Source organism: Methylotuvimicrobium sp. KM1, from assembly GCF_044788715.1.
Classification (GTDB): domain Bacteria; phylum Pseudomonadota; class Gammaproteobacteria; order Methylococcales; family Methylomonadaceae; genus Methylotuvimicrobium.
Window position 1 is genome coordinate 3364519 of the sequence record NZ_CP173170.1, and the last position, 26154, is coordinate 3390672.

At 48.9% G+C, this 26154-nt stretch carries 24 protein-coding genes; 2 read left to right on the plus strand and 22 right to left on the minus strand.

From position 1 onward, the window contains the following. Positions 1-107: 107 nt before the first annotated feature. Positions 108-2579, minus strand: a complete 2472-nt coding sequence (locus tag ACINK7_RS14500; RefSeq protein WP_404356229.1) for a type I restriction endonuclease — start codon at positions 2577-2579, stop codon at positions 108-110. A 119-nt stretch (positions 2580-2698) separates the two neighbouring features. Between ACINK7_RS14500 and ACINK7_RS14505 the strand changes: the two genes are divergently transcribed. After that, on the plus strand, positions 2699-2839 hold the full coding sequence (locus ACINK7_RS14505) for a hypothetical protein (RefSeq protein ID WP_404356231.1): 141 nt from the start codon (positions 2699-2701) through the stop codon (positions 2837-2839). 74 nt (positions 2840-2913) lie between these two features. Here ACINK7_RS14505 and ACINK7_RS14510 read toward each other — a convergent pair whose 3' ends face one another. From ACINK7_RS14510 to coxB, 19 genes are all read right to left on the minus strand, one after another. Next, a complete protein-coding gene (locus ACINK7_RS14510; protein WP_404356232.1) occupies positions 2914-5817 on the minus strand; it encodes a DEAD/DEAH box helicase family protein in 2904 nt (967 codons plus the stop codon). Further along, positions 5807-6427, minus strand: coding sequence for a class I SAM-dependent methyltransferase (locus ACINK7_RS14515; protein WP_404356234.1), 621 nt, complete (start codon positions 6425-6427; stop codon positions 5807-5809). Before ACINK7_RS14515 ends, ACINK7_RS14510 begins: the two co-directional genes overlap by 11 nt. A gap of 52 nt (positions 6428-6479) precedes the next feature. Then, on the minus strand, positions 6480-6680 hold the full coding sequence (locus ACINK7_RS14520) for a hypothetical protein (RefSeq protein ID WP_404356236.1): 201 nt from the start codon (positions 6678-6680) through the stop codon (positions 6480-6482). After that, positions 6677-6940: a hypothetical protein gene (locus tag ACINK7_RS14525; protein WP_404356238.1), complete on the minus strand. Its 264-nt coding sequence runs from the start codon at positions 6938-6940 to the stop codon at positions 6677-6679. Before ACINK7_RS14525 ends, ACINK7_RS14520 begins: the two co-directional genes overlap by 4 nt. Before the next feature lie 123 nt (positions 6941-7063). After that, positions 7064-7357, minus strand: a complete 294-nt coding sequence (locus ACINK7_RS14530) for a hypothetical protein (RefSeq protein WP_404356240.1) — start codon at positions 7355-7357, stop codon at positions 7064-7066. Positions 7358-7900: 543 nt separating this feature from the next. After that, positions 7901-8209, minus strand: coding sequence for a nucleotidyltransferase domain-containing protein (locus tag ACINK7_RS14535; protein ID WP_404356242.1), 309 nt, complete (start codon positions 8207-8209; stop codon positions 7901-7903). A 73-nt stretch (positions 8210-8282) separates the two neighbouring features. Further along, positions 8283-8507 (minus strand): DUF4351 domain-containing protein, encoded by a 225-nt coding sequence (locus ACINK7_RS14540; protein WP_404356244.1) that lies wholly within the window; start codon positions 8505-8507, stop codon positions 8283-8285. Between the two features lie 673 nt (positions 8508-9180). Further along, complete coding sequence (gene nqrF, locus ACINK7_RS14545) at positions 9181-10410, minus strand: NADH:ubiquinone reductase (Na(+)-transporting) subunit F (protein WP_404356246.1); 1230 nt, start codon at positions 10408-10410, stop codon at positions 9181-9183. Positions 10411-10453: 43 nt separating this feature from the next. Further along, a complete protein-coding gene (gene nqrE / locus ACINK7_RS14550; RefSeq protein ID WP_404361456.1) occupies positions 10454-11062 on the minus strand; it encodes an NADH:ubiquinone reductase (Na(+)-transporting) subunit E in 609 nt (202 codons plus the stop codon). 7 nt (positions 11063-11069) lie between these two features. Then, positions 11070-11894, minus strand: coding sequence for a Na(+)-translocating NADH-quinone reductase subunit C (locus tag ACINK7_RS14555; RefSeq protein WP_404356248.1), 825 nt, complete (start codon positions 11892-11894; stop codon positions 11070-11072). Further along, on the minus strand, positions 11881-13086 hold the full coding sequence (locus ACINK7_RS14560; protein ID WP_404356250.1) for an NADH:ubiquinone reductase (Na(+)-transporting) subunit B: 1206 nt from the start codon (positions 13084-13086) through the stop codon (positions 11881-11883). Before ACINK7_RS14560 ends, ACINK7_RS14555 begins: the two co-directional genes overlap by 14 nt. Next, positions 13083-14450 carry a Na(+)-translocating NADH-quinone reductase subunit A gene (locus ACINK7_RS14565; protein ID WP_404356252.1) on the minus strand — a complete coding sequence of 456 codons (1368 nt, stop codon included), beginning with the start codon at positions 14448-14450 and terminating at the stop codon, positions 13083-13085. Before ACINK7_RS14565 ends, ACINK7_RS14560 begins: the two co-directional genes overlap by 4 nt. Positions 14451-14997: 547 nt before the next feature. Continuing rightward, the gene (gene fae, locus ACINK7_RS14570; RefSeq protein WP_404361457.1) at positions 14998-15510 is read right to left on the minus strand and encodes a formaldehyde-activating enzyme; all 513 of its coding nucleotides are present in this window, start codon (positions 15508-15510) and stop codon (positions 14998-15000) included. Positions 15511-15881: 371 nt separating this feature from the next. After that, entirely contained in the window at positions 15882-16373 is a 492-nt protein-coding gene (locus tag ACINK7_RS14575; RefSeq protein WP_404356254.1) for a macro domain-containing protein, read from the minus strand. A gap of 64 nt (positions 16374-16437) precedes the next feature. After that, positions 16438-17631 (minus strand): NAD(P)/FAD-dependent oxidoreductase, encoded by a 1194-nt coding sequence (locus ACINK7_RS14580; protein WP_404356256.1) that lies wholly within the window; start codon positions 17629-17631, stop codon positions 16438-16440. An 84-nt stretch (positions 17632-17715) separates the two neighbouring features. After that, positions 17716-18507, minus strand: coding sequence for a cytochrome c oxidase assembly protein (locus ACINK7_RS14585; RefSeq protein WP_404356258.1), 792 nt, complete (start codon positions 18505-18507; stop codon positions 17716-17718). 35 nt (positions 18508-18542) lie between these two features. Further along, positions 18543-18959: a hypothetical protein gene (locus ACINK7_RS14590; RefSeq protein ID WP_404356260.1), complete on the minus strand. Its 417-nt coding sequence runs from the start codon at positions 18957-18959 to the stop codon at positions 18543-18545. 97 nt (positions 18960-19056) lie between these two features. Further along, a complete protein-coding gene (ctaD, locus tag ACINK7_RS14595) occupies positions 19057-21579 on the minus strand; it encodes a cytochrome c oxidase subunit I (protein ID WP_404356262.1) in 2523 nt (840 codons plus the stop codon). After that, complete coding sequence (gene coxB, locus ACINK7_RS14600; RefSeq protein ID WP_404356264.1) at positions 21566-22267, minus strand: cytochrome c oxidase subunit II; 702 nt, start codon at positions 22265-22267, stop codon at positions 21566-21568. The genes ctaD and coxB overlap by 14 nt, the downstream gene beginning before the upstream one ends. Positions 22268-22306: 39 nt before the next feature. On the opposite strand from coxB, the gene ACINK7_RS14605 reads away from it, so the two are divergent. Then, the gene (locus ACINK7_RS14605) at positions 22307-22759 is read left to right on the plus strand and encodes a DUF2231 domain-containing protein (RefSeq protein ID WP_404356266.1); all 453 of its coding nucleotides are present in this window, start codon (positions 22307-22309) and stop codon (positions 22757-22759) included. Positions 22760-22792: 33 nt separating this feature from the next. Here ACINK7_RS14605 and ACINK7_RS14610 read toward each other — a convergent pair whose 3' ends face one another. Next, the gene (locus ACINK7_RS14610) at positions 22793-23197 is read right to left on the minus strand and encodes a CopD family protein (protein ID WP_404356268.1); all 405 of its coding nucleotides are present in this window, start codon (positions 23195-23197) and stop codon (positions 22793-22795) included. A 798-nt stretch (positions 23198-23995) separates the two neighbouring features. Further along, positions 23996-25501, minus strand: coding sequence for a phenylacetate--CoA ligase family protein (locus ACINK7_RS14615; RefSeq protein WP_404356270.1), 1506 nt, complete (start codon positions 25499-25501; stop codon positions 23996-23998). Positions 25502-26154 lie beyond the last annotated feature (653 nt).

Here is a 26154-nt window from a genome sequence, read left to right on the forward strand (position 1 = left end):
TGCAAGCCTAACACCAGCGTTAACCGGCATTCCGGAGTGGTGTTTCTTTTGTGCTATTTAAGCACAAAAGAAACACCACGGAGGTATGTACGAGTTTAACGCTTTTGTTATGCATTTCCCTCTCGGTGCTGTCTGATTTTTGTAAAATGACCAACAACCACATCTGGGGAAATTGCGTTGTCATTGAATATTGGAAAGGCTTCTCTAAGCTTTGCCACCTCATCCTCAAGGTACTCTCGCATCAACTCTGTTCTTAAAATAGCCTGATTTCTAGAATCCTCTCTATTTTGAGATATCTTTTTTGCTATATCGTAATTATAAATATATGTATCAAATGGAACATTAGACAAATATTCAGATCTACTGGATATAAGCCTTATGTGATAATAGCCGGATGCGGTTATTTTTATGTAGTCAATCTCTCTAATGCCTTTATTTCGCTGATGGTCAGCCGATATGAGATTGCTTACCAGAAGCTCCTCAAGAGCCCACATAACATCTTCCTTTACATATCCCATTCCCGACATATATTCCAATATATCTTGGACATACATATAGCCTTCGATACTGTATGAGGATGTATTTTTTCTGTTTCTTGCCAAGTACTCAAGAATTTCTGGCACTAAAAAATTATTCGCTGTACTAGATGAACCCGGTGTACTAAAGATATTGTATATATATCCATGATTTCGGGAGTAATACCGATAGTTCGTCCTCATAAGAACCCTAATAATAAGCCACTCCGGAATACCTTTCCCATTACCTTCAGTTATACCGAATATCAAATTTTCACTTATATATCCTGATATTAATATCTCGGTAAATATTTCTAGCGCTCTTCGTATATTCTTACCGGATAGGGCTTCTAGCATTACACTAACTTTTCTTGAAGGGTCAAAAATCGATCTGTAAATAGAGAATAAATATTTCCCTAGCTTAGTGGCTGGGTAATGTATTGTTATGCCGTTTGGAAGTTCGTACTCTAGGTTTTTATCTGATTGCTCCGTGAGATATTCAATGACAAGTTCCAACCGTTTTTTAACAACATTAATAAATCTGGGCGATGAAATTCTAAACGCAAACGGCTTTAGAAACGCATCCAAGGGAGGTTGATTCCTAAATGCATCATAAGTTTCATCCCGCAGGGAAAGAATAGAGAAACATTTGTTTTTATTTCTGAACCATTGAACTGTTTGAAATATTTTTAGCTGTTGCTCTCTATCGCGTCTATCTACGTTATCAAAAACAACAACAACAGGAATATCTTTGTCCCCAGAATAAAAACGCATAATTCCAGAACATAGCTTAATTGGGTCATCAAACCATTCAATCAGTTTCGTAGAGATTATCTTTGCAAATTCTAATTTATCTGCTTCTTCTAATCGACTTAATGGCCCTCTTTTTAGCAGCCTTATATCAGGAGCAAAATATCTATCTAGATTTTCACTTGATAGAAATTCTTCGCCATAAACGTCAACTAATCTGTCAATTATCTCCTGGCATACCCACTTCTCTACATCATCTAGGCTATCACTTGCATTATTGAAATTTACAACCACGTAAATAATGTTATCTCTTATTTCTTTTTCTATTAAGTGGTTAAAGTATCTCTGAACAAATGTAGTCTTTCCCGAGCCGACACCACCTAGAAGAAGAATGAATGGATCAGGGTTATTACGCCTTTCACAGTAAGCGCCTTTCAAAGCGCCATCTAATTCCGATGCATGCTTTTTACTTGTTGTAATTTTAGTAATATCCGATTGCTTAGGAACCCTATCTTTCAGCAAAGATTCTAGTGTTGCGTTATATTGTGTTACTTCGGTAGAAGAACAATAGGCTCGCTCAATAATTTCTTGAGAGGTAGCCGTAACATCTGGGTCGAAATATCTTCTAAGTAGGGGAGCCAAATCAGATGCAAAGGTATTTGATTGTATCGATTCGCTTTGACGGCTTGGCCCGCCAATAAGGGATAATGGTCGTATTGCACCTTCAGGAAATATTTTAGCTCTGATCTCTTTAGCCCAATCGAAAAGAACCCTTCTACCAATAGTCAATTCAATATTATCAAGAGCTTTTGCTCCTGGACATAATTCGCTTATATCTAAGTCATTGACGCCAATTTCAGAGTCCCAAAATCCATACTGTAATCGGTCACCATTTGTAGCCAATATGTACTTAATAGGATTAATGCCTTCTGGGTATTTTTTATTTAGCTCAGTCGCGTAGAGCCTTGCTTCTCTGTAGCCTTCAAGAGAATTTACACTTTTATCTTTTGCTTCTATCACTATAACTGGAATCCCACCAATATAGACGACGTAATCGGGGTAGTAGCCAACTTTTTTCCCAGCGCCTTTATCTATAGTTGTTGGTGCGAGGTAATCTTTAGTTTTTATCTCTTCATTGCCATATCCAAGAATCTTTGTAAAAAAAGGGAGTATGAATTTTTGTTCTACATCACTCTCTGTAGAGTATTCTTCTTTGTTAATATCTAGCACATTCCCATCCCTTTTCTGATGCATAACTATTGATTCCCAGGCAAATCTGCCCGATAAGTTGATATTGACGATCTTTTCAGGCACTTTTACCCTGATAACACCCAAACCCAGGCATATTTGCCTTAATCACTTGATATTAGACATAAATTCAGGCAAATTTGCCTATATAATAAATTCGCCTCACTATAGCCGCTAACAATTTTATGTCAAGTTCAAAATCGCCGACCTTGTTGGAAGATGTTCGCCGCGTCATGCGGCTCAAGCATTATTCATTACATACCGAACACTCGAAAATAACTGGGGTCAAATACAAATTAAACACAGGCCAATTCAGTATCATTTAACTCGTACTTGACCCCAGTTATTCTTTTTGTATTCTTTTTGGGCTTTAGCATGGATTGTTATCCCTCAACGCAAATCAGGCATCTGTCAGGTCATCCGAATGAATCACGCATTTAAAACGCGCAAAGGTTCGCATGTCCTCCGTCGCCCGCATGGGCTGATAATTCGGATTGTTCGCGATCAACTCATACTCGCCTTGGCCTAATTTTCGAACATATCTCAATAAATACTGATCATCGCCCGATACATCCTGCCTTTCAATTGCGACGATTTGATGACTAATGCTTCCCGCGCGGTCGGGCGTGATCGCCTCAAGCAGAAGCAAATCGCCATCCTTGATCGGATTTTTTCCGCCATCCATCGAATTGCCGGTTGCGCGGGCAATGAAATGCCGCTCCGAATCCACTCGACCATAATGTTCCGGTAAAACGATCTTATGAACACTATCTTCATCATGTTGACTAGCTTTAAAAAATCCGCATGCGATTTTCAAGTCCTGAAAGTAAGGGATCCTTTGTTTTCTAGCGCTGTTGATGTCGATGACGTCCGCTTTCGGCCTACTTTCTACCGGTGGAACTTTTCGGAGTCTTTCTTCGTATTGCATGTAACGATAGTCGATCAGCTCACCGATCAATGCGAGAAAGACGTCGATTTCGTTTTCCGGAACATCGCCACTAAATTGAAACCGCTCGTCATCAATTTTAAAAAAAGCTTGATCGGTCGCCTTATTGCCGCCCGTCCACGCTTTGATGGGATTGGATTTCCAGTAACTTCGCCAGCGGTTAATTGCCCTACCCTCTAATCGATTGACCGACCTAAACTCATCGGGCAAATCGGCAAGCAGGGCGCGACGGCGCTGGATAATGCCGAAACAACGCACGGACAAATCTTTGATATCGATTGCCTGCCGAAAACCGTCGAATTCCAAAAGCGCTTCCAAAAGAACGATTTTGTAGGATTTAGTCAGGTTGGTAATTTCAATTTCTTTGAAGAAATCTTCAAAACGGCTGAAGCATTCGCTTTCTTCTACCGAAAGATCCTGCTCGGAAACAATAAAATTCAGCCACTGGCCATATTGTTGACGAATGACTTGAACCTCGCCGCCCGCGTTATAAAATTCCGCCAAAGTTGGCCTTCGATCTTTCGATGACTTCAACGAACGATAAATCTCTTCTTGGGTATCGATATTCGTCGCGATTAATTTTGCAAGAAAGTCGATGGCTTGAAGATCAAAGTTCACATAACAGCCATCAGGCAGATTGAGCGTGTTTGATTGAATTTGCTTGATGAACTCGCTACGTTCACGTTTGGAGATGCCCACATTGAAAAGCGCTTCGGGCTTGCGAAAAAAGCTCAGGTGATTTCCGATAAAATCCAACACGACCAAGCTATCTTTCAGAAGATGTCTTCGTAATCCGCGCCCTAACTGTTGAAGAAAAATAATTTTCGATTCGGTCGGCCTGAGCAATAAAACGGTATCGATAAGCGGTAAATCAATACCCTCATTGAACAGATCGACCGAAAATATGATATCTATTTCAGCATTTTCCAATTTTGATAAGGCTTCGTTACGCCGAATGGAAGAATCACTGTGCACGGATACCGCTTTATAGCCCTGCTGTCGAAAGAAATCGGCCATATAATCCGCGTGTTTTTTTGACACGCAAAATGCCAGCGTCCTGACTTGTTTCAACTCCACCCAGCGCTTGAGCGCATGTTTGGCCCGTGCTTGGGTAGCCAGCTTATTCTGTAATTGATCCGGGTCAAATTTGCCGTTGCGCCAGGGTATGCTTTGGTAATCGACTTCCTGGTCGGCAATGCCGTAATAATCAAACGGACTTAAAAGACCGGAGTTAATGCCTTCGAACATATCGCGGCGATAAACCAAATTATCGTCACAAAGCGACAGAATGTCCGCCTGATCGGTACGCTCCGGCGTTGCCGTCAAGCCCAATAAAAACCGGGGTTTGAAGTGATTGAGTAATTGCCGATAGGTGGGTGCGGATGCGTGATGAAATTCATCGACGACAATGTAATCGAAATGATTCGGCGCGAATTTGTTTAAGTGATGCTGTTTGCCCAAGGTTTGGATCGAAGCAAACAACATATCGGCGTCCAGTTGATGATCCAGCCCTGTGAATTTCGCGACCTTGGTTGTCGGCCGAATACAGACAAAGGTATATTCGGCTTGACTCAGAATTTCTTCTCGGTGCGCGACAAACAATACTTTGTTGCTATTCAATTGTAGGCTATCAAACGCGGCTAGCCAGGTTTTACCCAGCCCCGTCGCCATGACGACCAAGCCGCGTTGATAACCCATTTCACGAGACTGCTTTAGCGCTTTTAGCGCTTCTTGTTGAATGGCATTGGGTTCCGGCGGGAGTGTTGTTTCTTCTTTTTCCAATTCCGGAAAAAGAACGATAGGCCGATTTTCGAATCTTTTTTGATAAACCTCTATCCAATGATTCGACAATCGCTGAGTACTGGAATGGGTATAAATTTGTTCAAATTTACGACAAATTTCATCAAACCTGGCCGTATTTTCTTCGAGTTCCACCCTGAGATTCCATTCCAAGCCATGCTTCAATGCGGAACTCGAAATATTACTGGAGCCAACATAGGCATGACCGCCGCTCTTACCTTGCTCACTCGAAAAGGCGAAGATATAGGCTTTCATATGAAAGCTTTGTCCATTGAGTGTTTCGAATACCCGGACATCGGCACCGGATTCTTGCAACAAAAGCAAATGACGCAAAGCGGCCGGTTCCGTAACGCATAGATAATCCCCGGTTAAAATGCGCATTTCAACGCCCCGTTCAAGCGCATCGATCAAGGCGTCAAGGATCAAACGTAGCCCGCTTTGCCGGATAAAAGACACCGTAATATCGATCCTGCTGGCGGAATTGATATCGTTCTTTAGCTTTGGCAGAAAAGGATCGTCGCCACCCGTGATCAAATGTTGGATTACATTAGACGTCATTGTCGGCTTGTTTTTTTGCGTATAAATTCAGCCAAGTCTGATGACTGCCTCTAAGCGGTTTTGTCTCGGTAAAAAGATCGACAATCTGTAAATCCGAATGGGCGGCTAGCAATTCAGACAAGTCGGCTTCCGTGTAATCATTGAAAAAACGCCCTAGCTCATCCACTCGTTCGTCGGCACCATATTTAAAAGACATATAGACGATACCGTGCGGTTTCAAAGCCTTTGTCATTCTTCGTATAATGGAGTCCATTTCCGATTTTGGGCAATGCAACAGACTGGCGCAGGCCCATATACCGTCGAAAGCCTCAAAATAATCGAGCTCTTGAAAAGCTAGGACATCAACCGTTTTGCCAATAAATTCGCTTGCTAGTTTTGCAATGGCTTCAGATGCATCGACAGCCGTCACTGAATAACCTCGATCGATAAAAAATCGACTGTCACGGCCTGAACCGCAGCCTAAATCCAAAATGTGCCCGCCGTCAGGGATGAAATTCAGAAAACGATTTCGATGGTCTGAAACATCTAAAGAGGAAGTTTCAGCAACATACTGTTCAGCATTGGCATTATAGAAATCGATTGTTTGCTTTTTATTATTAGTTTGGGGCATACCGATGAAGGTCTAAATTTTAAATCTCATAATTAATTTTTAATGGCGGCTTTTATGCTTCGCGCAGCAACACAATGTCGCTTAAATAGTTGCTTATGATTTGTGCGTCCGTTGCCGTTAATGCAGGAAACGATAATAGTTCTATTTCGGTAATGACGGAATAGCCATAACGTCCATTCGGTAAATTTTCCGCCAAGCGGTCATTCAGCAGGTAAATCAGAATATTCGTATCAAACAGGTAGTTAATACTCACGACTTGTCCTCATGCCGTCGCCATTCGTCACGTTGTTGCTGTTGCCATGCTACGGGGTCATCTATCGCTGCAAACGCACTCACTCGCCCAGCCATTTGCATTAGTTTTGGCGCATGATCAACAAGCTGTGTATTGTCTTCAGTCAGCGCTTCATCAATGACTAATAAGATGTGATGCTTTCCTGGACGGATATTGGCCGGCAAAGTAATGGTAATCATACCGTTTTGATTGACCTCTGCTACGGTTTCTATATGTTGCATAAGCATGCTCCGGATAATTTAAATGTTATGGTATGGTTTTTTGATAAATAACGCGATAGCCTCGGTTATGTTGTTGGTAATGACAGAATAAACTCGTAGATGCGGTTCATGCCTCATCGGTTCCTATGAATTACGGACTTTATTGAGGTACGGTGCAACAAATACTTTCACGCTTTCGAGAACCTCAAGCAGCCGTTGCGCTAATTCGAATGCCTTGTTCAATGTTATCGCTTGCAATTCGGGATCCTCCGGATAGTCGTGCGAAAAAGCGTTTCTGACTTCTCGCATAAGCAGCCAATCGTCCGCCGAATCGATTGCACCGATTTTTTCCAAGCGATAGAGCTTATCGATGAATGCTTTTAATTCGCCGGGCTCTTTGGTCAATTCCAATACTGCCGGAAATAACTGCACCACCATCAGATCTTGTAGCTTTGCAAAACGCGTCGAAAACTGATCGAGTATTGCAAGTTCTACATTGCTTAATCGCGATAACGCTTCTGCTGCAAATGGCGGCTACCCACTTAACACGGGACAGTTTAAGGTTAATCCGTTCGTGGTGAGACCTTCGGCTGCGTTCAGGAGAGCCCTGTCGAACCATGGACGGATTAACCATTCACCCTTCGACAGGCTCAGGGCGAACGGTTAATCCTTAGTGCTTTTCCCCGCCTTAAGTCATAGGTATCTACACAACTACTAGCCCCTTTTTCCTTGCGGGAGAAGGTTGGGATGAGGGGAATATAAGTGGTTGTTTTTACTCTCACCACTGCAACCCTCTCCAACAGGAGGGGGGTGCTAAGCCAGCTTGTAACTCATTGTATTTATGATATAAAAACTTGTGTAGATACTTATGGCCTTAAGTGGGGAGCCCAAATGGCGAATGGGGCTGTAATTCTGTCATAGCCCAACGGAGCCGTTCGGCATGACGGTCACATGTTTTCAATACGCCTTCGATTTGCTCTTTCATTGCAATCGCACCCCAGTCTGTTTAGCTATCCGATAGATCGGCAAATCGACTGTCGTAGCGGCTCTGTGCAAGACGATATCGATTTTTTGTTCACCGATTTTTTTGCGGAGCTCACGTAAAAATTGTAATTTGGCCGTTATCAATTCCTCGGCATTTTGTGTTGGTATTTCGATATACAGATCAATATCGCCGCCTTTGCGTGTATCGTCAACTCTCGATCCGAATAACCAAATCTGCGCTTCCTTGCCAAAGTAGCGTAACGCACTTTCACAGATGGCTTGCTTTTGTATGGGGCTTAGACGCATGATTCGTCCTCGTTTCTGATTGGGCGCATCTACCTGATTTATTTCAGCATTGGGATTGCCCAGAAGGCGCGTCTCACCCGCCGTGCTCATCCAGCCATGTTTGTAGATCGCTTAATTCTCTGAAATCCAACAACGCATCGGCCAAGTCTTCCAGAGCTTCGAGAGAGAGTGCGGGCAACTTTGACAGCAGTTGTTCGAGCGTTGGTTGTAGCCCGAGTTTTCGGCGCAATTGACGATTTATTAGCGCCATGCATTCGCTTTTACGACCTTCTTGTCTCAGTAATTGTGCTATACCCATGGTTTCACCTGCTTCTGATAGATAACGCTCACGATAGTTTTGTGTTTCTTGCTCGGTAAGATCCGCATAGTAATCAATAAATTCAAAAAAGGGGTCAGGTTACTTTTTATGCCCCATTTTTAGCATTTTTCCATCAAAGATTTAGGTGCAGGGCTGGTTATAATCATTCCGCCCAGAACATTTTGGGGCTGCTTTGCGCACGATCGAAACTTCACGCTCTTTCCCAAGCTCCAGCTTGGAAAAGCCCCCCGGAAGCTCCCCCTTCGACAAGGCTCTCCTGAGCGCAGCCGAAGGGCTCAGGGCAAGAGCTTCCTGAGACCGACGCAACCTCCGCATATTCTCATTCAACCCCGACTCGCTCGTTCAATCTTTCTTGATTGTCGGGAAGCTAGAGCTTCCTGAACAGGTTACCCAAGCTGGAGCTTGGGTAACAGCATATTTTAGTTTTTGCGACTACGAATGGCCCCCGCTCGGACACTTGGCTTCGGCTAGCTGAAGCATCTTGCTAATCAGGTCTTACTTTGTCGAAGTCAATAATTCTAAAAAAATCAATTGAAGCGCTTGGAATCCTTCAGTGCCGGGCCCTGCTGCTGCGCGCAGGGCGAACGGAAAAGCCCTTAACTTAATGGCGGTGGCGAACAATACGCACTTTACAACCTTGAGTGCAAAAACTTCAGAATTTATCAAAGAGTATATTCTTCGAATCAACACCGAGATCGATCAACATATCGACCACGGCATCGATCATCACCGGCGGGCCGCATAGGTAATACTCACAGTCTTCGGGAGCCGGATGGTCTTTTAGATAGTCGTCGTACAGTATTTGGTGTATGAAACCTGTAGGTCCGGTCCAGTCGTCTTCGGGTAGCGGGCTCGACAAGCCGACGATCCAACGAAAGTTGTCGTGCTCCTGCGCCAGCCGGTCGAAGTCTTCGGCGTAAAATACTTCGCCGAGACTGCGGGCGCCGTACCAGTAAGATATTTTCCGGTCGCTGTGCAGTCGTTTCAATTGATCGAAGATATGCGAGCGCATCGGCGCCATGCCGGAACCGCCGCCGACGAAGATCATTTCGTTGTCGGTTTCCCGCGCGAAGAATTCGCCGTAAGGCCCCGATATGCTGACCTTGTCGCTCGGTTTCAGACTGTAGATATAGGACGAGACCTTGCCGGGCGGCACGTCGGGGTCGGAGGGCGGCGGCGAGGCGATGCGGACGTTCAGCATGATGATGCCTTTTTCTCCCGGATAATTGGCCATCGAATAGGCGCGCATAACCGGTTCGTCGACTTTGGAAACGTATTGCCAGAGTTTGTATTTGTCCCAATCCGGCCTAAACCGTTCTTCGATTTCGAAATCGCTGTATTTAACGGTATGAGGCGGCACATTGATCTGAATATAGCCGCCGGCCCTGAAGTCCATGTCTTCGCCGGGCGGTAACTCCAATACCAATTCCTTAATGAACGTAGCGACGCTGCGATTGGAGCGCACCGTGCATTCCCAGTTGCGGATCGAGAACAGTTCCGGCGGCAAATCGAGGCTCATATCGCCCTTGACGGAAACCTGGCACGATAATCGGTAGCCTGCTTTGATCTGCTGCCGGTTGAGTTTGGCCCGCTCGGTGCCCAGGATAGCGCCGCCGCCTTTTTTGATCACGACCTTACATTGGCCGCAAGTGCCCTGCCCGCCGCAAGCCGAGGGAACATAGATAGCATTGTCGGCCAGGGCGCCCAGCAATTTGCCGCCCATCGGCACGGACAGGCTATGATCCGGATCATCGTTGATCGTCAGGGTGGCATCGCCTTTTTCGACCAGTCGGGCTTTGGCGAACATCACGACCAGCGTTAGCAGTAGAACGATGAATGTAAACAAGGCCATGCTAATGATGATTAAGCTGGTATCGCTCATGCCGGTCTCCGTTCGGTCGTTATTGTCGGAAGCGGCCGCATCGCTAGAGCTCTATGCCCGAAAACAACATGAAGGCCATCGCCATCAAGCCGGCCGTGATGAAGGTAATGCCGAGACCTCGCAGACCTTCGGGTACGTTGCTGTATTTCATTCTTTCGCGAATACCCGCCAATCCGACGATGGCTAACGCCCATCCCGTTCCGGTGCCGAAGCCGAACACGATGCTCTCGGTAAAATTATAATTACGCTCGACCATAAACAGGCTGCCGCCGAGGATGGCGCAGTTGACCGTGATCAGCGGTAGAAAGATGCCGAGCGCAATATAGAGCCGGGGAATATATTTATCCAAAAACATCTCGAGAATCTGCACGACGGCGGCGATGACGCCGATATAGCATAAAAGCCCTAGAAAAGTCATATCTATGCCTTGAAGCCCGAGCCAGGCGAGCGCGTTTTCCTTGAGGACATGCTGATAGATCAGGTTGTTGATCGGCACGGTGATCGACTGCACGACGATGACGGCAATACCGAGGCCGGTAGCCGTAGACAGTCGATCGGATACGGCCAGAAACGTGCACATGCCCAGAAAGAAAGCCAAGGCCAGGTTTTCTATGAAAACAGCGGTCAAAAAAAGACTCAAGTAATGTTCCAGCATGGATTTACTCCGGTCCGTTGTTGTCGGCAAAATTCTTTTGTTTACGCGCTTGTTCGAGCGCGTTTAGGTAGGGCCCGTAGCCGTGTTCGCCTAGCCAGTATCGGACCAGATTGTTGACTCCGCGACTGGTTATCGTCGCACCGGAAAGCCCCGAGACTTGATGATCCGCATCGCCGGAGTCCGGTTCGACTTCACCCCTCACGACTTCGATCACGACCCGACCTTGATCGTCAAACGCTTGCTTGCCTTTCCAGCTATTTTTCCATTGCCGATTGTCGACTTCGCCTCCGAGGCCCGGTGTTTCTTTGTGCTCGTAAAAGGTGATGCCGGTAATCGTGCGTAGGTCTTTATCCAGCGCGATGAATCCGTAAAGAGTCGACCACAACCCTCGTCCGTAGATAGGCAGGATGAGTTTTTGAAGGTGTCGATCCGTCTCGACTCGATAGACCGCCATGTATTGTGGGCGCTGTTTGATTTTTGCCTTGTCGTACTGAGGCGGAACGGATGCGCTATAGCGAGGATCCGAAGTCAGCGTTTGAATATCGAAGGCTTCGATGTTCAGAGTCTCATCGAATTTTTCCGGGTCAACCACGTCTCCCGAATCCAACGCTATCATCTGCGGTACGATGTTTTGTCGGTAAACGGCTTCAATATCGATCCCGGATTCATAGAGACCCGCTACGGCCAGGATATTTCCAATCCTATCCAGGCGCTGGTTTTGCCTTTGCTTCGGGTGCAGCAATATCGCGGTCGCGGACACCATTAAAGAACAGATCAGGCTCACGCCCAATACGACCCGGAGAGTATTATTGAAGCTATTTTTCCGCATGGACAGCTTGCCTCCTCAACCGTTTTCGGATATGGCGGCTGACAAACAGCCTGTCTATGGTCGGCGCAAATACATTGCCGAATAAAATGGCCAGCATGATACCTTCCGGGAAGCCCGGATTTATGACCCTAACTAGCACCGTCAAGGCTCCGACCAGAAATCCGTAGACGTATTGACCGGGCCGAGAATGCGCGGCCGAGACCGGATCGGTGGCCATATAGACAGTGCCGAAGGCAAATCCGCCCAACACGAGATGCCATTGCGGCGTGAGCTGAAACATCGGATTCGACGGGCTGCCGACGGAGTTGAACAGCAATGATAAGCCGACCATACCTAGAACCACGCCAGCCATGATGCGCCACGATCCGACCCGGCTAACGATAAGAATCAACGCGCCGATCAGGCAGGCCAGCGTCGAGGTTTCGCCCATGGAGCCCGGCATGAATCCTAAGAAGGCATCCTGCCAGGAAACGCTCAGTTCAAGTCCAGGGTCGGGCAATTCCGCCAAAGGCGTGGCCCGGCTGTAACCGTCGACCGGCACCCAGACCGTATTACCGGTCATTTCTCTCGGATAAGAGAAAAACAAAAAGCTACGTCCGACCAGGGCCGGATTGAGTATGTTCATGCCGACGCCGCCGAAAATCTCTTTACCGATCACGACGCCGAACGATATACCGAGCATGACCTGCCACAAAGGAATGTCGGGCGGCAGTATCAGCGCGAACAGCAGACTGGTGACCAGAAAGCCTTCGCTGATGGCGTGCTGCCTGATGCCGGCGAACAGCACTTCCCAAAAACCGCCCGTAACAACGGTAACGATATAAATCGGTAAAAAATACAGCGCGCCCAACAGCATGTTATCCAGCACACGGTTCGGATCGTGGCCGACACCCAGCAAGGTCAGCAGTGCGCCGCGCCACCCTGGGGCGTGTTCGAAACTTTGTTGTTGCAATGCCAGGTTGATTTGCAGGCCGGTATTGTAAAAAGCCATGACGACGGTCGGTATCAACGCGACGATGACGGTGACCATCATACGTTTCATGTCCATCGCGTCGCGCACATGCGGAGCGCCACAGGTAACCGTTCCCGGTGTATAGAGAAAAGTGTCCGCGGCCTCAAAGAACGGGCCAAGTATCCGCCGTGTTACGCCCGTTTTAGTTTGAGAGCTTTTTTTTCCGGAATCATCGCTCATAAGGATTCGTGCTCCAGGGTTTCTTCCTCGATCATGTCCAGATTTCGGCGCAGCAGCGGTGCGAAATTCAGTTTCGATGGGCACACAAAGGCGCATAAGGCCAAGTCTTCTTCGGCCAGTTCGAGACAGCCGAGGTTTTCGGCTTCTTCGATATCTTCGACGGCTAACGCGCGCAGCAAGAACAACGGCATCAGATCCAAAGGCATGACGCGTTCGTAATTACCGTTGGGAATGATGGCCCTGATATCGCCGTGCGTCGAGGTCGTGAAATCATAAGCGCTGCCGGGAATGAACTTGGAAAGTACGACATTTTTGACCGAATAGAGCCTAAAGCCGGGATTCACCCAGCCTAAGAATTTACGTTGCCGGTCCTCCGGCAATACCGAAATCTGTTGATGATAGCGGCCTAGAAATGCCGTCGCTCCTTCGGCTTTGTGACCGGACAATACCGAGCCGGAAATGATGCGATTCTCGCCGTCGATCAGCGCGCCGCGGCAATGGTCGTCCAGACATGCGCCGATTCGGGTCTTGATCAGACAGGGATGCAGTACGGACGGGCCGGCTAAGGCCACGATGCGGTCGACATAGAGCCGGCCAGTGGTGAATAATTTGCCGACCGCAATTACATCCTGCAAGCCGATATGCCACACCGTCTTACCGAGATGGACGGGGTCGAGAAAATGGATGTGCGTGCCGACATTGCCGGCCGGATGCGGACCTGAAAAATCCGCGATAGTCAGATTTTCGATAGCCATGTCGGATAGCGGCGTTTTGGGGTGTTTGCAAAGAAAGACTCGGCCTTCGGTTAACCGGGAAACGATTCGCACGCCGTTGATGAAATCCTGCTCATGGTCGTCTATCAGCGGCTCGATGGCCGGCGCCAACGGGTTGGTATCCATGGCGGTGATAAACAGCGAGTGCGGCACCGTATCGGGATTGGCCGTCTTGTTGAACGGCCGCGTGCGGAGTGCTGTCCATAATCCCGAAGCCAGCAGTTGGTCGATAATTTGGCGGCGGGTTAGCGAGATCAGTCGGTCTTCGGAATAGGATTCGAAATGAACTTCTTCGTCGCCGTCGGTCAGCTCGATCACGACCGACAGCAGAGCTCGCCTTTCGCCGCGATTGATCGCTTTGACATAGCCGGTTCCGGGCGAGGTGTAGCGTACCGCCGGCATTGTTTTATCGGTGAACAACAATTGGCCTTTAATGACCGGATCGGACTCTTTGATCGCCATCTGCGGCTTTAATCCGGCGGAGTCGAAGCCGAGTACCGCAACGGTTTTCGGCGGGGGTACGGTCTTGATAATCTGTTCGGGTCTGCCCTTGATGGGCAGATCCAGTCCTTTTCTGATTTTAATCATCATCGATGCCCGCTTCTGAAAAAATTGCTAAGGGATCTTAAAATACCTCAACTCATCTTCGGCTTTCAACTCAAGCCGCCGACTTCAAAACGCATAATCCTAAAAAGAGCAGTTGGCATGTGTTGTAGACCGTTCGTGCTGAGCCAAGTCGAAGCATGAAGGGTCTACAACACTTTCACCGGCTTGGTGAAGCCTCAAACTACCCCTCACCCTGTCGACAGGGCTCTCCTGAGCTTAGCCGAAGGGGCTCAGGGCGAACGGTAGTTAGAGGCACTCAACTGCTCTTTTTAGGATAATGTTTTTGAAAAAGCAGAAATGAAACGGCTGTTGATGGATTGTCATGTATCGATCATTCAGAACAATGACTGAACACTCGACCAAATAACCGCCCAATCGATTTACGCCAATCCGATACCCGTAAAGCGGTTCGTTAAGCCCGCCTAGGGGGCATTAGCGATAGCGTACTGCAACGAATGAATAAAATCCATCATGCGTCGCAATACGACTATCGCCTATTGACGCCCTACATACAGTTGCACCTTACGGACTATTAATCGTGAGCGGCAAGCGGATGATGCATGACATCTTCCTGAGCAATGACTTCCGCCGGCTTCGGCTCCCCGGCGATTGCGCGTTTGATTGCCAGCTTGACGGCCTCATAATTCCAGTCCTGGATTTTATTGTCATCCTGCGCATCCCAATGAATATAAACGCCCACGCAAATAAATACATCTCCGGCTTCATCCAGGGGTATTACACCTTCTTTGACGCTATCGGCCACGGCCTTGGCTACGCCGCGCTCCGCGGGTCCAAACATTTGGTTCACTTGTTTTTCGTTTTTGAGTTCGACTTTGTTGAATATGACGGTATTGGGCTTAGCCATGAGATTGGGAGCTACCAATGCCAATAGCGCATTGTCGCCTCGTTTCTGGTTGGTCAACGTAATACAAAATGCGACTTCAGCGGCGCTGCCGCGAGGCCCTATCAACAAGTCAATGTGGGCCATCTCGTTGCCTTTTCCTACCAAGGCTTCACCGACCAGTACTTTATCGATTTTCGGCATGTTCATGATGATCTCTCCACTTAAGCATTCAAAAATTATCTATAATATTGACAAGATGCAGCCGATTTCAGTATTCCCTATACAAGAAACTTCACAACTGACTCGTAAACATAAATGGGTCAATGGTTATAGACGTTTTGCTTTAACCCATTACTTAGCGAACCTCCACTAAGATCGAGAGGAGGCGTATAACGGATTGAAAGTGCGAATACGCGTCGTATCAACGATGCAACTTAGGACATGGTCAAAAATAACCTCCTTGTCCATACCCCCGCACCCCAAACGGAAGGGGAAGGAATAAAATGCGGAAGTTATTTTTGACGGAATCCTTAATCAGAATCCGGGTGAATTAACGCTCTGACGTAAAGGTTTCATGTTTTTAGTTCTTCGGCCTTTTGGCCAGCATAATAGCGGGTATATAGATACACAGGTATATCAATATTCCCCAGGCTGTTTTCGATCACCGGCCGGACGTCGTCCCAATCCAAATCGCCCGACCCCGTTCCGAGTTTCGGTAAAGCAATCGACGTTATTCTCTTATGTAAAATAATTTTTACCAGAGCATCCAAGGCATGCTTAAGATTGTTTAAAGTGGCTTTGCCGAAATGATATTCATGAGTATCAATAGAATCCTGAATTATCAGGTTAATAATTTTAATATTATTTGGATCGGTCCAAAGCCAGGCTTCTCCGGGTTTTGTATTGTATTGATGACACCAGCGGTTGAAATCTTTGCAAATATCAGGATATCGATTATGAAGCGCCAAGGCTAAGCCTTTATCCATCGGATCGTTTATTCCCACTCCTAGCACGATGGCGCTTGCGCTGCTTAATAAGATATCGCCTTCAACTTTATGAATCATAAAATGCTTCCTTTTGCGGTTTTATCCCCAATTGAGAAGTTCATAAACTGACAAAGGAATAAATTCATTTCAAGAAGCTTCCCTTCAGGTCCCGAATATCAATAGGACCGGGTTCGGCAATGAGATTGCGAGCCGCATCAACACACTCCCAGACATTCCATAACAGCACGCCGCGTACTCGGTCCTCTTTTAGATAATAGATCACGCCTTTTTTATAAGGCTCGACCCAATCCGCCATCGTTTCCAACCGGGAATCCGTGCGGCCGACGGCTTCATAGCCTAAATCAAACAAATCGGAGTAAAAAAAAGGAAGGTGATGATAAGGAACCTGTTCGCCCGCCATATTCCGACCGGCATGCTTTCCCATGGAGAGTGCATTGTCCTCGTGTTCCAACCGAATACGAGCATCCAAACTTGGGTTATAGAAGTTGGCGACATCGCCGGCGGCGTATATGTCGGGGTTTCCCGCGCGCAGGAACTCATCGACGACAATGCCGTTATCGACGGGTAATCCGGCTTGCTCGGCGAGTCGAACATTGGGGCGAATGCCGATTCCGGCGACTACCGCATCGACCTCGAAGGATTGCTCATTCATTCCATCGGTACTGCGGACATTCAAAATCAGTCGATCCTGTTGTCGCGTGAGTCCGGTGACCGTATGCCCCGGCAATACTTCGACTCCCTTGTCGGTGTAATATTTATTCAGGAATTGATTCAGATCGTTAGGAAACAAGCGTGCTCCGATACCTTCCTCGGGAAAGACCATAACGACTTGTTTGTCGTTCATCGCCAATGCTGCGGCGATCTCCGAGCCGATAAAACCGCCTCCGATCACGGCAAAACGTTGTTTTTCATCGGCGATGGCTCGAAGTTTCAGATAATCGTTCAGGTCGCGGAAATAAATGATGTCATCGGCCCCGAAGGGAAGACGCACGGGGCTTCCGCCCGTTGCCAAGAGCAGCTTTTCGAAATGGTAAACGCTTCCTTGGTCATCGATGACTCGTTTGTCGCTTAGCTCCAAAGTTTGAACGGTACGACCCAAATGCATCGTCGCATTGTATTCTTCGTCGTTGTACCAGATTTTTTCCAGGGGCTTGCCTTGCCATAAACCTTTGGAAAGGGGGGGGCGTTTGTAGGAAGGATGAGTTTCCGCGCCGACCAATCCTATCGAACCGGTTGAATCCACGGTCCGTATACCGCGTATCGCGCCGTGAGCCGTCATTCCGCCGCCGATGATAAGATATTGATAGTTTGACATATTACCCCCTCTCAATTGATGAAAGATATTAATCTTAAAGAGGAACTCTAATTATTTTGAGACTGACAAATTCCTAATCGGTTCCTAATTTTTCCATTCTTCTCTGGCGGTCGGCCCCAAGCTGTGCTTGGAAGACTGAGTATGTTCACCCGAAAACAAGCGCAGACCGAACCAACCACCCGCCATAAGATAAAATAGGCCTCCCGGCACCCACATGATCAAGCCGGCCAATTGTTGATCTTGAAGGTTGAGCAAATCGTCGTAGAACGGGGTTTGCGAAAAGGTCAGCAAGGCTCCGAGCATGCCGGTGCTCATTAGCGTCAATAATAAAGCCGGCAGAACAGTTAAAGTACGCCTTAGCAAAATTGACCACCAAAATAAGCCTGAGGTGATTGCGAAACTCAAGTGCTCGGCAAGATGCCACCAGGGATTCACCAGCGCCAGATTATAAAAAACCGGCATATGCCAGAACCAAATCATGAGACTTTGCAGGATGCCGGTCCGCAACGGATGACGGCTCAGCCTTAAAAAAGGCTTCCACAACCGTATTCCCGTTGCTCCGCTTGCCGCAAACCATTGCGGTAAAGGCCTAGCCAGTACATAAAGCGGGGCGATAACGACCAGTATCAGCATGTGTTGAACCATGTGCAGGGCCGAGCTTTTATCGAACCACCCGCCCGTACTACCGAACATCGTCATGGCAGCGAGGAGACTGGCTCCATGAAACAGCAGTCGGCGATTTTTGGTAGGCCGGATGCGACCGGCACCGACGACATAGAGCATCCAAAGAGCGGCCGGCAACAGTCCGCCGAGCATGGCCGATAATCGCGCTTCGCTAGCATCCTCACCCCAGCCATGCGCCTGTGCGGGATTCATTGGCAAAGCCGAGACCGCCAACAATAACGCGAGCCTTACAAACATGGCGGTAATAGCAGCGACATGAGCCCTTGACTCAGCGTCACGACGGCACCCAACAAATTGATGCCGGCGCCCAACCCGGCAATAAACGCATTGATTTCGGAATCGGCATCATTGTTGCCGAAACGCGCCGCGCGCCAACAATTATTCGCCCAAAACAACAACAAAGCGGTTACGGCTACGGAGCCGACCATCAGCGCCGTATTGATCCAGGTGAAAGCACCCTGTTCGATAGGCGGCGGTGCTTGTTCGCAGAACAATGCCAAGGCTCCATACTTCACGATAAACCAAAGGATCCAGACCGTGAGTCCGAAAGCCAGTTGCATTGGATGATATACTTCGCGCGGCCACATTTTCGGTTTTCTGACGCGTTCTTTTGTCCGGTAGCTGCGTTGCGAAAACAGTTTCATAGCTTGCTATGCGCCTGTTTTCGCGCCTTGCTACCGAACAAAATAGCATTGCCATAAAAGCCGAAAACATGACCGCGCGAAGTATACGTCGACAACATCAAGCGCTTCTCCAAGCAATGGGCAACAGAATGACGGCGATAAAAGCCAGCCAGAAAACGGCGGTCGTATAAAGCCACCAGGGTTTCACGACGGCTATTTCATAGGGCGCCGCCTTGCCGACATAGCCATAAGCTACCCGAATGGCCTGCAGTGTCGCCATGATCACGGCGAGTCCGCTGTGAAACAATTGATACATCAGTATCACTGAGATCACGGCATCATGGGCTGTTTGTGTTGCAACCAGTGACGAAGCCGACCAGGTCCAGATTAGTACACCACAATGAGCCGAGCCGATCGCCGCTATCGACCACAATTGTCCTTGCAGATGGTCATCCTTACCCTCGCGTAAGCGTCGAACGATAAAATGATGCCAAAATGTTGCGATTGTGAGCAATACACCGCTAATCAGCAACGGCTGCCAAGCCAACGGTGCCGAATCGGGCGCTTGCCAATGCGGCGCTACGATCCGCAAATAGAGCCAACCGAAAAGTATGGACAAAAATAGCGCGCCGTCGGCCAACAGCGTTACGACCATGCCCCACAAACCGGGTCCATTGAAAGTGCGCGAATGCAGTTGCGGATAGCCGGGTTTCGCGGCAGAATCAGAATCCGTTTCAAGAAAGGCGCCGTTTTTCCATGACCACCGTAGTAGCAACACCAGGCTGACCGCTACCGCAATCAAGGCTAGGTTATTATTTCGGATTAAAAGACTGATACATAACCCGGACAACGTCAAAGCCGAGAAAAAAGGCAGCCAGGAATTACCGGGCAAATGAATGATTTCTCGGATAGCGCCGGAAACCGGGTCGCAGCCCCAGGTTTCGCGCCTGCCGTGATCGATTTCGGATAAACTGTGATGTCCTTCGGCTATGGTTGCTTGCAGATCGGGGCTATCCCACATCGGATGCCGCGTCGAACAGTCCGGCAAGCTGATGAAATTATAGGGTTGGGGCGGCGTATCGGTCGCCCATTCGAGCGTGTCAGCCTGCCAGGGATTGGTACCGGCAAGGTGACCGAAGCGGAAATGCAATACGATATCGAGCAAAACCATCGCGATACCCATGGCCATGATAAAACCGCCCATCGACGATATGCTGTTGGGCAGTTCCCAGCCTAATCCGGACGGATAGGTGTAAACGCGTCTCGGCATACCGAGCAAGCCGGTCAGATGCATCACCAAAAATGTCGTGTTAAAGCCGACAAACGTCAGCCAGAAGCCCCAGCGCGCGAGTTTGTCCGACGGCATTCGCCCCGAGAAATGCGGCAACCAGTAATAAAGACCCGCCAGCAAAGGAAAGAGCATGCCGCCGACCATTACATAATGCAAATGCGCGACGACGAAATGCGTGTCGTGCACCTGCCAGTTAAACGGCACCAAGGCCAGCATGACGCCGGTCAATCCGCCTATCATGAAGATAAATAGAAAGCCGACCAGCCATAACATCGGCACATGATAAACGGGCCTCCCCGTCCACAGGGTCGCCAGCCAGGCGAATAGTTGAATGCCGGTAGGAATCGCCACCAGCATGCTAGCCATCGAGAAAAACGCCTGCGCCAATTGCGGAATCCCGACCGTAAACATGTGATGCACCCACAAACCGAAACTGATGAATCCCGTCGAGATAATGGCCAGCACGATCCATCGATAGCCGACGATGGGTTGGCGCGAGAACACCGGCAACAGGGTCGAAACGATACCCGCAGCCGGTAAGAAAATAATATAGACTTCGGGGTGGCCGAACAGCCAGAATAGATGTTGCCAGAGAATCGGGTCGCCGCCCCGTGCGACATCGAAGAACGGCATGCCGGCTGCGCGCTCCAGTTCCAACAGGATGCTGCCTAGTATCAGCGGCGGAAAGCCAAACACGATCATCAGCGCCATGACCAGAATGTACCAGCAAAAGAGCGGCATATGCAGCAATGCCATGCCGGAAGTGCGTGTACGCAAAATCGAAACGGTCAGTTCGATGCCGGCCGATACCGCCGATATCTCGATAAACGTGATGCCGAGTAGCCAGAAGTCGACGTTCGGTCCCGGCGAGTAAACGTCATTGGTCAACGGCGTGTACATAAACCAGCCTGCGGCCGGCGCGATGCCCAACACTAAGCTCGACATCAATATAAGACTGCCGAAAAGGTAACACCAATAACCGAAAGCGCTGAGACGCGGAAACACCAAATCGCGTGCGCCGATCATTTTCGGGATTAGATACATCGCCAGCCCTTCGAGCACGGGCACCGCGAACAGGAACATCATGACCGTTCCATGCATCGTAAACAGCTGATCATAAAGTTTCGGTTCGATGATGTCCTGCTCGGGCAATGCCAGTTGCGTGCGCATTAGCATCGCAATCAATCCGCCGATCAGAAAGAAGATGCCGCCCGTGACCATGAAGCGAATGCCGACCGTCGTATGGTTGACGATAGTCAGTGCGCGCCAGCCGCTCGGATTTCCCCAGACCTTGAGAAATTCGTCTTGCAGAGCGGCCCCAGCCTTTCGGATTTCGTTATTCGTATTCATATGCCTCCAGCCACGACTCAAAATCTTCAAGCGAATGAACCTGAACCTCCAGCATCATATGGGCGTGGCCCACTCCGCAAAATTCCGCGCACTTCCCTAACAAACGACCCGGCGCATCGGCTTCGATCCGCAAGATGTTGGTGCGGCCCGGAATCATATCGAGCTTACCGGCCAACCTCGGTACCCAAAACGAATGAATGACATCGGCACTGGTCACATGGATATCGACCGGCGTCCCGGCCGGCAGATGCAGTTCGTTAATCAGCACGATATCGGTATCGGGATAGCGGACTTCCCACCACCATTGATGCCCGATGACATCGATTCGCGGCACCGACTGCCCGGCAACGGGTAAAGGCAGCATGCGATAGCCCATCGGAATGCCGAAGCTTAGCAGCGCTACGATGCCGACGATAGGCAGCACCAATCCGCCGCCGATGATCCAGTTTTGATTGATTTTATCGGCTTGCGCTTTGGTAAGCGATCGCGGTTTGCGCCGCATCGCATAAATCCATAAAGCCATGACGACCAGCAATACGGTAAGCGAAAAACCGAACATCCCCCACCACAGCCTGCTTACGGCAAGGGAGGAGGGTCCTGCGGGATTTAAAATGGATTGAGGGCTGCTGCAGCCGCTCAGCAAACTCAGCGTGATAATTAGCGCGGGTAAGGTTAAACTTGGAATCATCGTCGATAATTCCGACTTCAACCGAGAAAGGAGAGCGTTATGGCGAAAGAACCCATCATCAGCCGCATGTCCATCGGCGGACATCCGATCCATCCGATGTTGATTCATTTTCCGGTCGCCTTTTTGCTTGGCTTGGTAGGCGCCGATTTGGCCTATCTCTATACGACGGACCCATTTTGGATTCGAGTCGGTTTGTGGCTGGCGGGTCTTGGCAGCCTCGGCGGCTGGTTTGCGGGGATGGCAGGCTTGATCGACCTGGTACTCGTTCCGCGCATCCGAAATTTGCCGATCGCGTGGATCCATGCGTTGCTGGCCGTCATGACCCTGGCGCTGGCTTCGTTCAATTGGGCATTGCGCTTTCATGACGAAAGCGGCTTCGATCTTTGGTATTTGTATGTTTCGCTGCTGACGGCGGCGCTGATTGCCGTTACCAGCATGCTGGGAGGGCAATTGGTTTATGGACATGGCGTCGGGGTTCACCCCGAGCCTTGATATAGTCACCTTGAGATATCTCACAGTCGACTCCTAAAAAGGCTTGGTTAGCACAATCCAAACGATGGCCGGAATCATTATCGCCGCCGTAATTCCTATCACGGCGCACGGCAGGGCCAAGTTATTATCGAGCGCTTGCTCTGTGCGAATTAGAATCCAGCCGTTAAGAGCATGACACAATACGAGTATCACGACCAGACTTAGCTTCAAAATGAGCCATCGGTCGATAATGCCGCCGGTTAGGAACAAACCAGTACCCGAAGCGATCGCGACCAGCGCGGCCGGCGTTGCGAGCCTGCTGAAGACCTTGAGCGTCAAGGCTTGGTGGCTTTGCTCTTCACTATCAGAAAAAATCCCTGTAATCAGCGCATTCAGATAAAGCAATGAACCGCACCAACAGATCACAGCCGCTATGTGTAAAAGCAAAAGCCAAAGCATATTGTTCCCCTTCGAGTTTCCAAGTTTTTCCTACACCTTCATAAAGTTACCTGATTAGCAAGTTTCTTCAGCTAAAGCCCAAAGATCAGCAATTCCCTTGCAGGACGGGGTTCGCAAACCATCCGCGTCAAGCGAAAAAAACGGCCAACCCACATCACGCTCTTTCCCAAGCTCCAGCTTGGGCAAGACATCCCGGAAGCTCCCCCTTCGACAAGGGTCTCCTGAGCGTAGCCGAAGGGCTCAGGGCAAGAGCTTCCTGAGACCGACACAACCTCCGCACATTCTCAATCAACCCCGGCTCGCTCGTTTAATTTTTATCCTGATTAGCAAATTTCTTCAGCTAAAGCCCAAAGATCAGCATATCCTTAGCAGGACGGGGTTCGCAAGCCATGCGCGTCAAGCTAAAACGGCCACCCCACATCACGCTCTTTCCCAAGCTCCAGCTTGGGAAAGCCCCCCCGGAAGCTCCAGCTTCCTGAGACCGACACAACCTCCGCACATTCTCAATCAACCCCGGCTCGCTCGTTCAATCTTTCTTGATTGTCGGGAAGCTAGAGCTTCCTGAACAGGTTAACCCCGCCCCGCAGAAGTGGCTGCGACTACGACTGCCCCCTGCTCGGACACTTGGCTTCGGCAAGCTGAAGCATCTTGCTAATCAGGTGAAGTTAATCAATTTTCGAGTATTAAGGGAGTGAATTCAAAGTCCATTGACTATGATTCATTGCCTTGGAGAATTCAAGCCTCGGGACTTATGACGAGCAGCCCAGTGCCGAAATCTAACCGGCAAGAGATACGCAATTAGTTTCGCGTATAGCGATGTTTCACGCCTGCGGGAAAATAGTCGGGATCGGCAAAGACATGTAAAGTCAGTTTGGGCAGCTGTCTTTCCGGTGGTGTGTAATGAGCGAATTCGCTGTTCAGGCGTAATAATTCCAGGCGAATCGATTCCGCGATCGTCGGCGCCATGGCTTCGGTCGCCTTGATGTCGGGTAATAATTCTACGGCAATATGCAAAACCTTATTTCCCTCACTGGTTTCCTGCGTTTCCAAAACAAATTTACCGGTGACCCAACGCATGATGTCGGGTTTTTCCAAACCGACCGATACATTTTCGGGATAAATATTGGCGCCGTAATAGGATACGGTAAAGTCGGCACGCCCGAATACAAAAACGAATGGCAATTTTCGCGGCTGAAAATTCTCCGGCAGCCCCAGACCGCTTGAAGAACTTATTCCTTGCGATTCGAGGAATTTCCACATCGTATCGTATGGGATTAATCCGCCTTTATCGGCGATGTGATAGCGAACTAGAGGAACGCTATTTTCACCCGACACGACCAAAGTCCCTTCGTGCATTTCGAAAAACCGGCTGATTGGATCATACTGTACCAGCGTCGGTAAGCGCGATTCGCCGAATAATTGACGCGCGGCGCTAGGATGCTTGGCCAACCAGCGGCGAATTGCTATGCTCAGCGGGGTTTCGTTACCCAGTACGCCTCCATCCGCGGTACCGTACAAGGAAGCCGTATCGAAACACGGCGCGGTCGAACCTGTGCGCTTGCCGATCAATTCACGCCATTCCTCGCTGAATACTTCACCGGCAAATACCAATTTAGGTCGGTAGGTGTGCCAGTTTATGCCTTCGGCACTGCCGGCATCGATTACGTCTTTGACGAATGGCGGATAACCCAACAGAACCGTTTGCTCGAAATGCGGCGCTAGCTCTCGGACTACTCGAAAAATCTCGGCTTTATTATTGCCCGGGGTCGCTACCATCAATGGATAACCTTTTCGGGCTAGGTGCCAGCAACAGGAGGTCGTAAACAAACCGCCGACCCAATTGCCCAGGGCAAAACAAACGATGACCAGGGTGCTTTGTTCGTGCGCGCGGAAACTGTCGCGAAAAACTTGCTCGAAGCGTAGTGCCACATCCAGTTCGTAAGCGGCGGAGCGAGGCCAGAAAGTCGGCCGGCCGGTAGAACCGGAAGATACCGCCACACGATCAGCCCCCGCTAGGGTTCCTCCCAAGCAGCGATCCGGTAAAGGGTACGACTGCATATAATCGCTTTTGCCCATCAGCGGCAAATCGCTGAATTGTTGATAAGTTGTTATGTCGCCCGGATTGATTTGCCGCGAGTCGAGAAAATGACGATAAGCGGGGACTTCAGCCGCACAGCGTTGAAACAATTTCAGTACATCCTCTTGTGCGTCGATATCCTTATGATCCGTCAGCAATTCATCTAAAGGGGTATTGAAAAAGCGATTAAATAGGGCGTCGTTAGCGGGCTTTAACGGGTTGGACATGGCGATTTCCTAACATTTTTGTTTAAGAAGATTTATTGTCATGCTTTTCGCTCTTTCGGAGTGTGTCAATGACTTTGAGACACCAAGTTGATTTATTTAGTGTCTAATTGTTGTGTATTTTTGCTTCTCGGCAATTGCTGAGTTACATGGATGTAATGAATGCAGAAAATGCAGGAGCATTTTTCTGCCCTGCATCGCCTAAAGCGCCTACTGTTGGTGCCCTAATACACGCCATCCATGGCGTAATGCAAAATCTGCATTCATACCATCCTTGGCAATCAGTCGCCGCCGTCAAGCCTACACGGATGTATTCACGGCGTCCTGTCAAGAGAGTAATCGTACCCTCTTCCACGCTCAGTGTATCAAAAAGCAATCATTGACTATTTCCTAAATGGTTTATTTATACCTTTCGCACTTCAAATTTCGGTAGTGCCTTAGGAGGCACCGGGGTGTTCGGCAAAGGCTTTGCCAGCATGGAGCTGGCATAGAGCCTACATGGATGTATTCACGGCGTCCTTTGACGGGCACCCCGGTGCCGAATTTTGATCTCCGATGGGTATAGTAGGAAAGAGAACTGTTTCAACTGCTAACGCGAACATAGCCTTATTTTTCATTGAAAGTACCCGGCTCTGTGCCAGCATCCATGCTGGAAA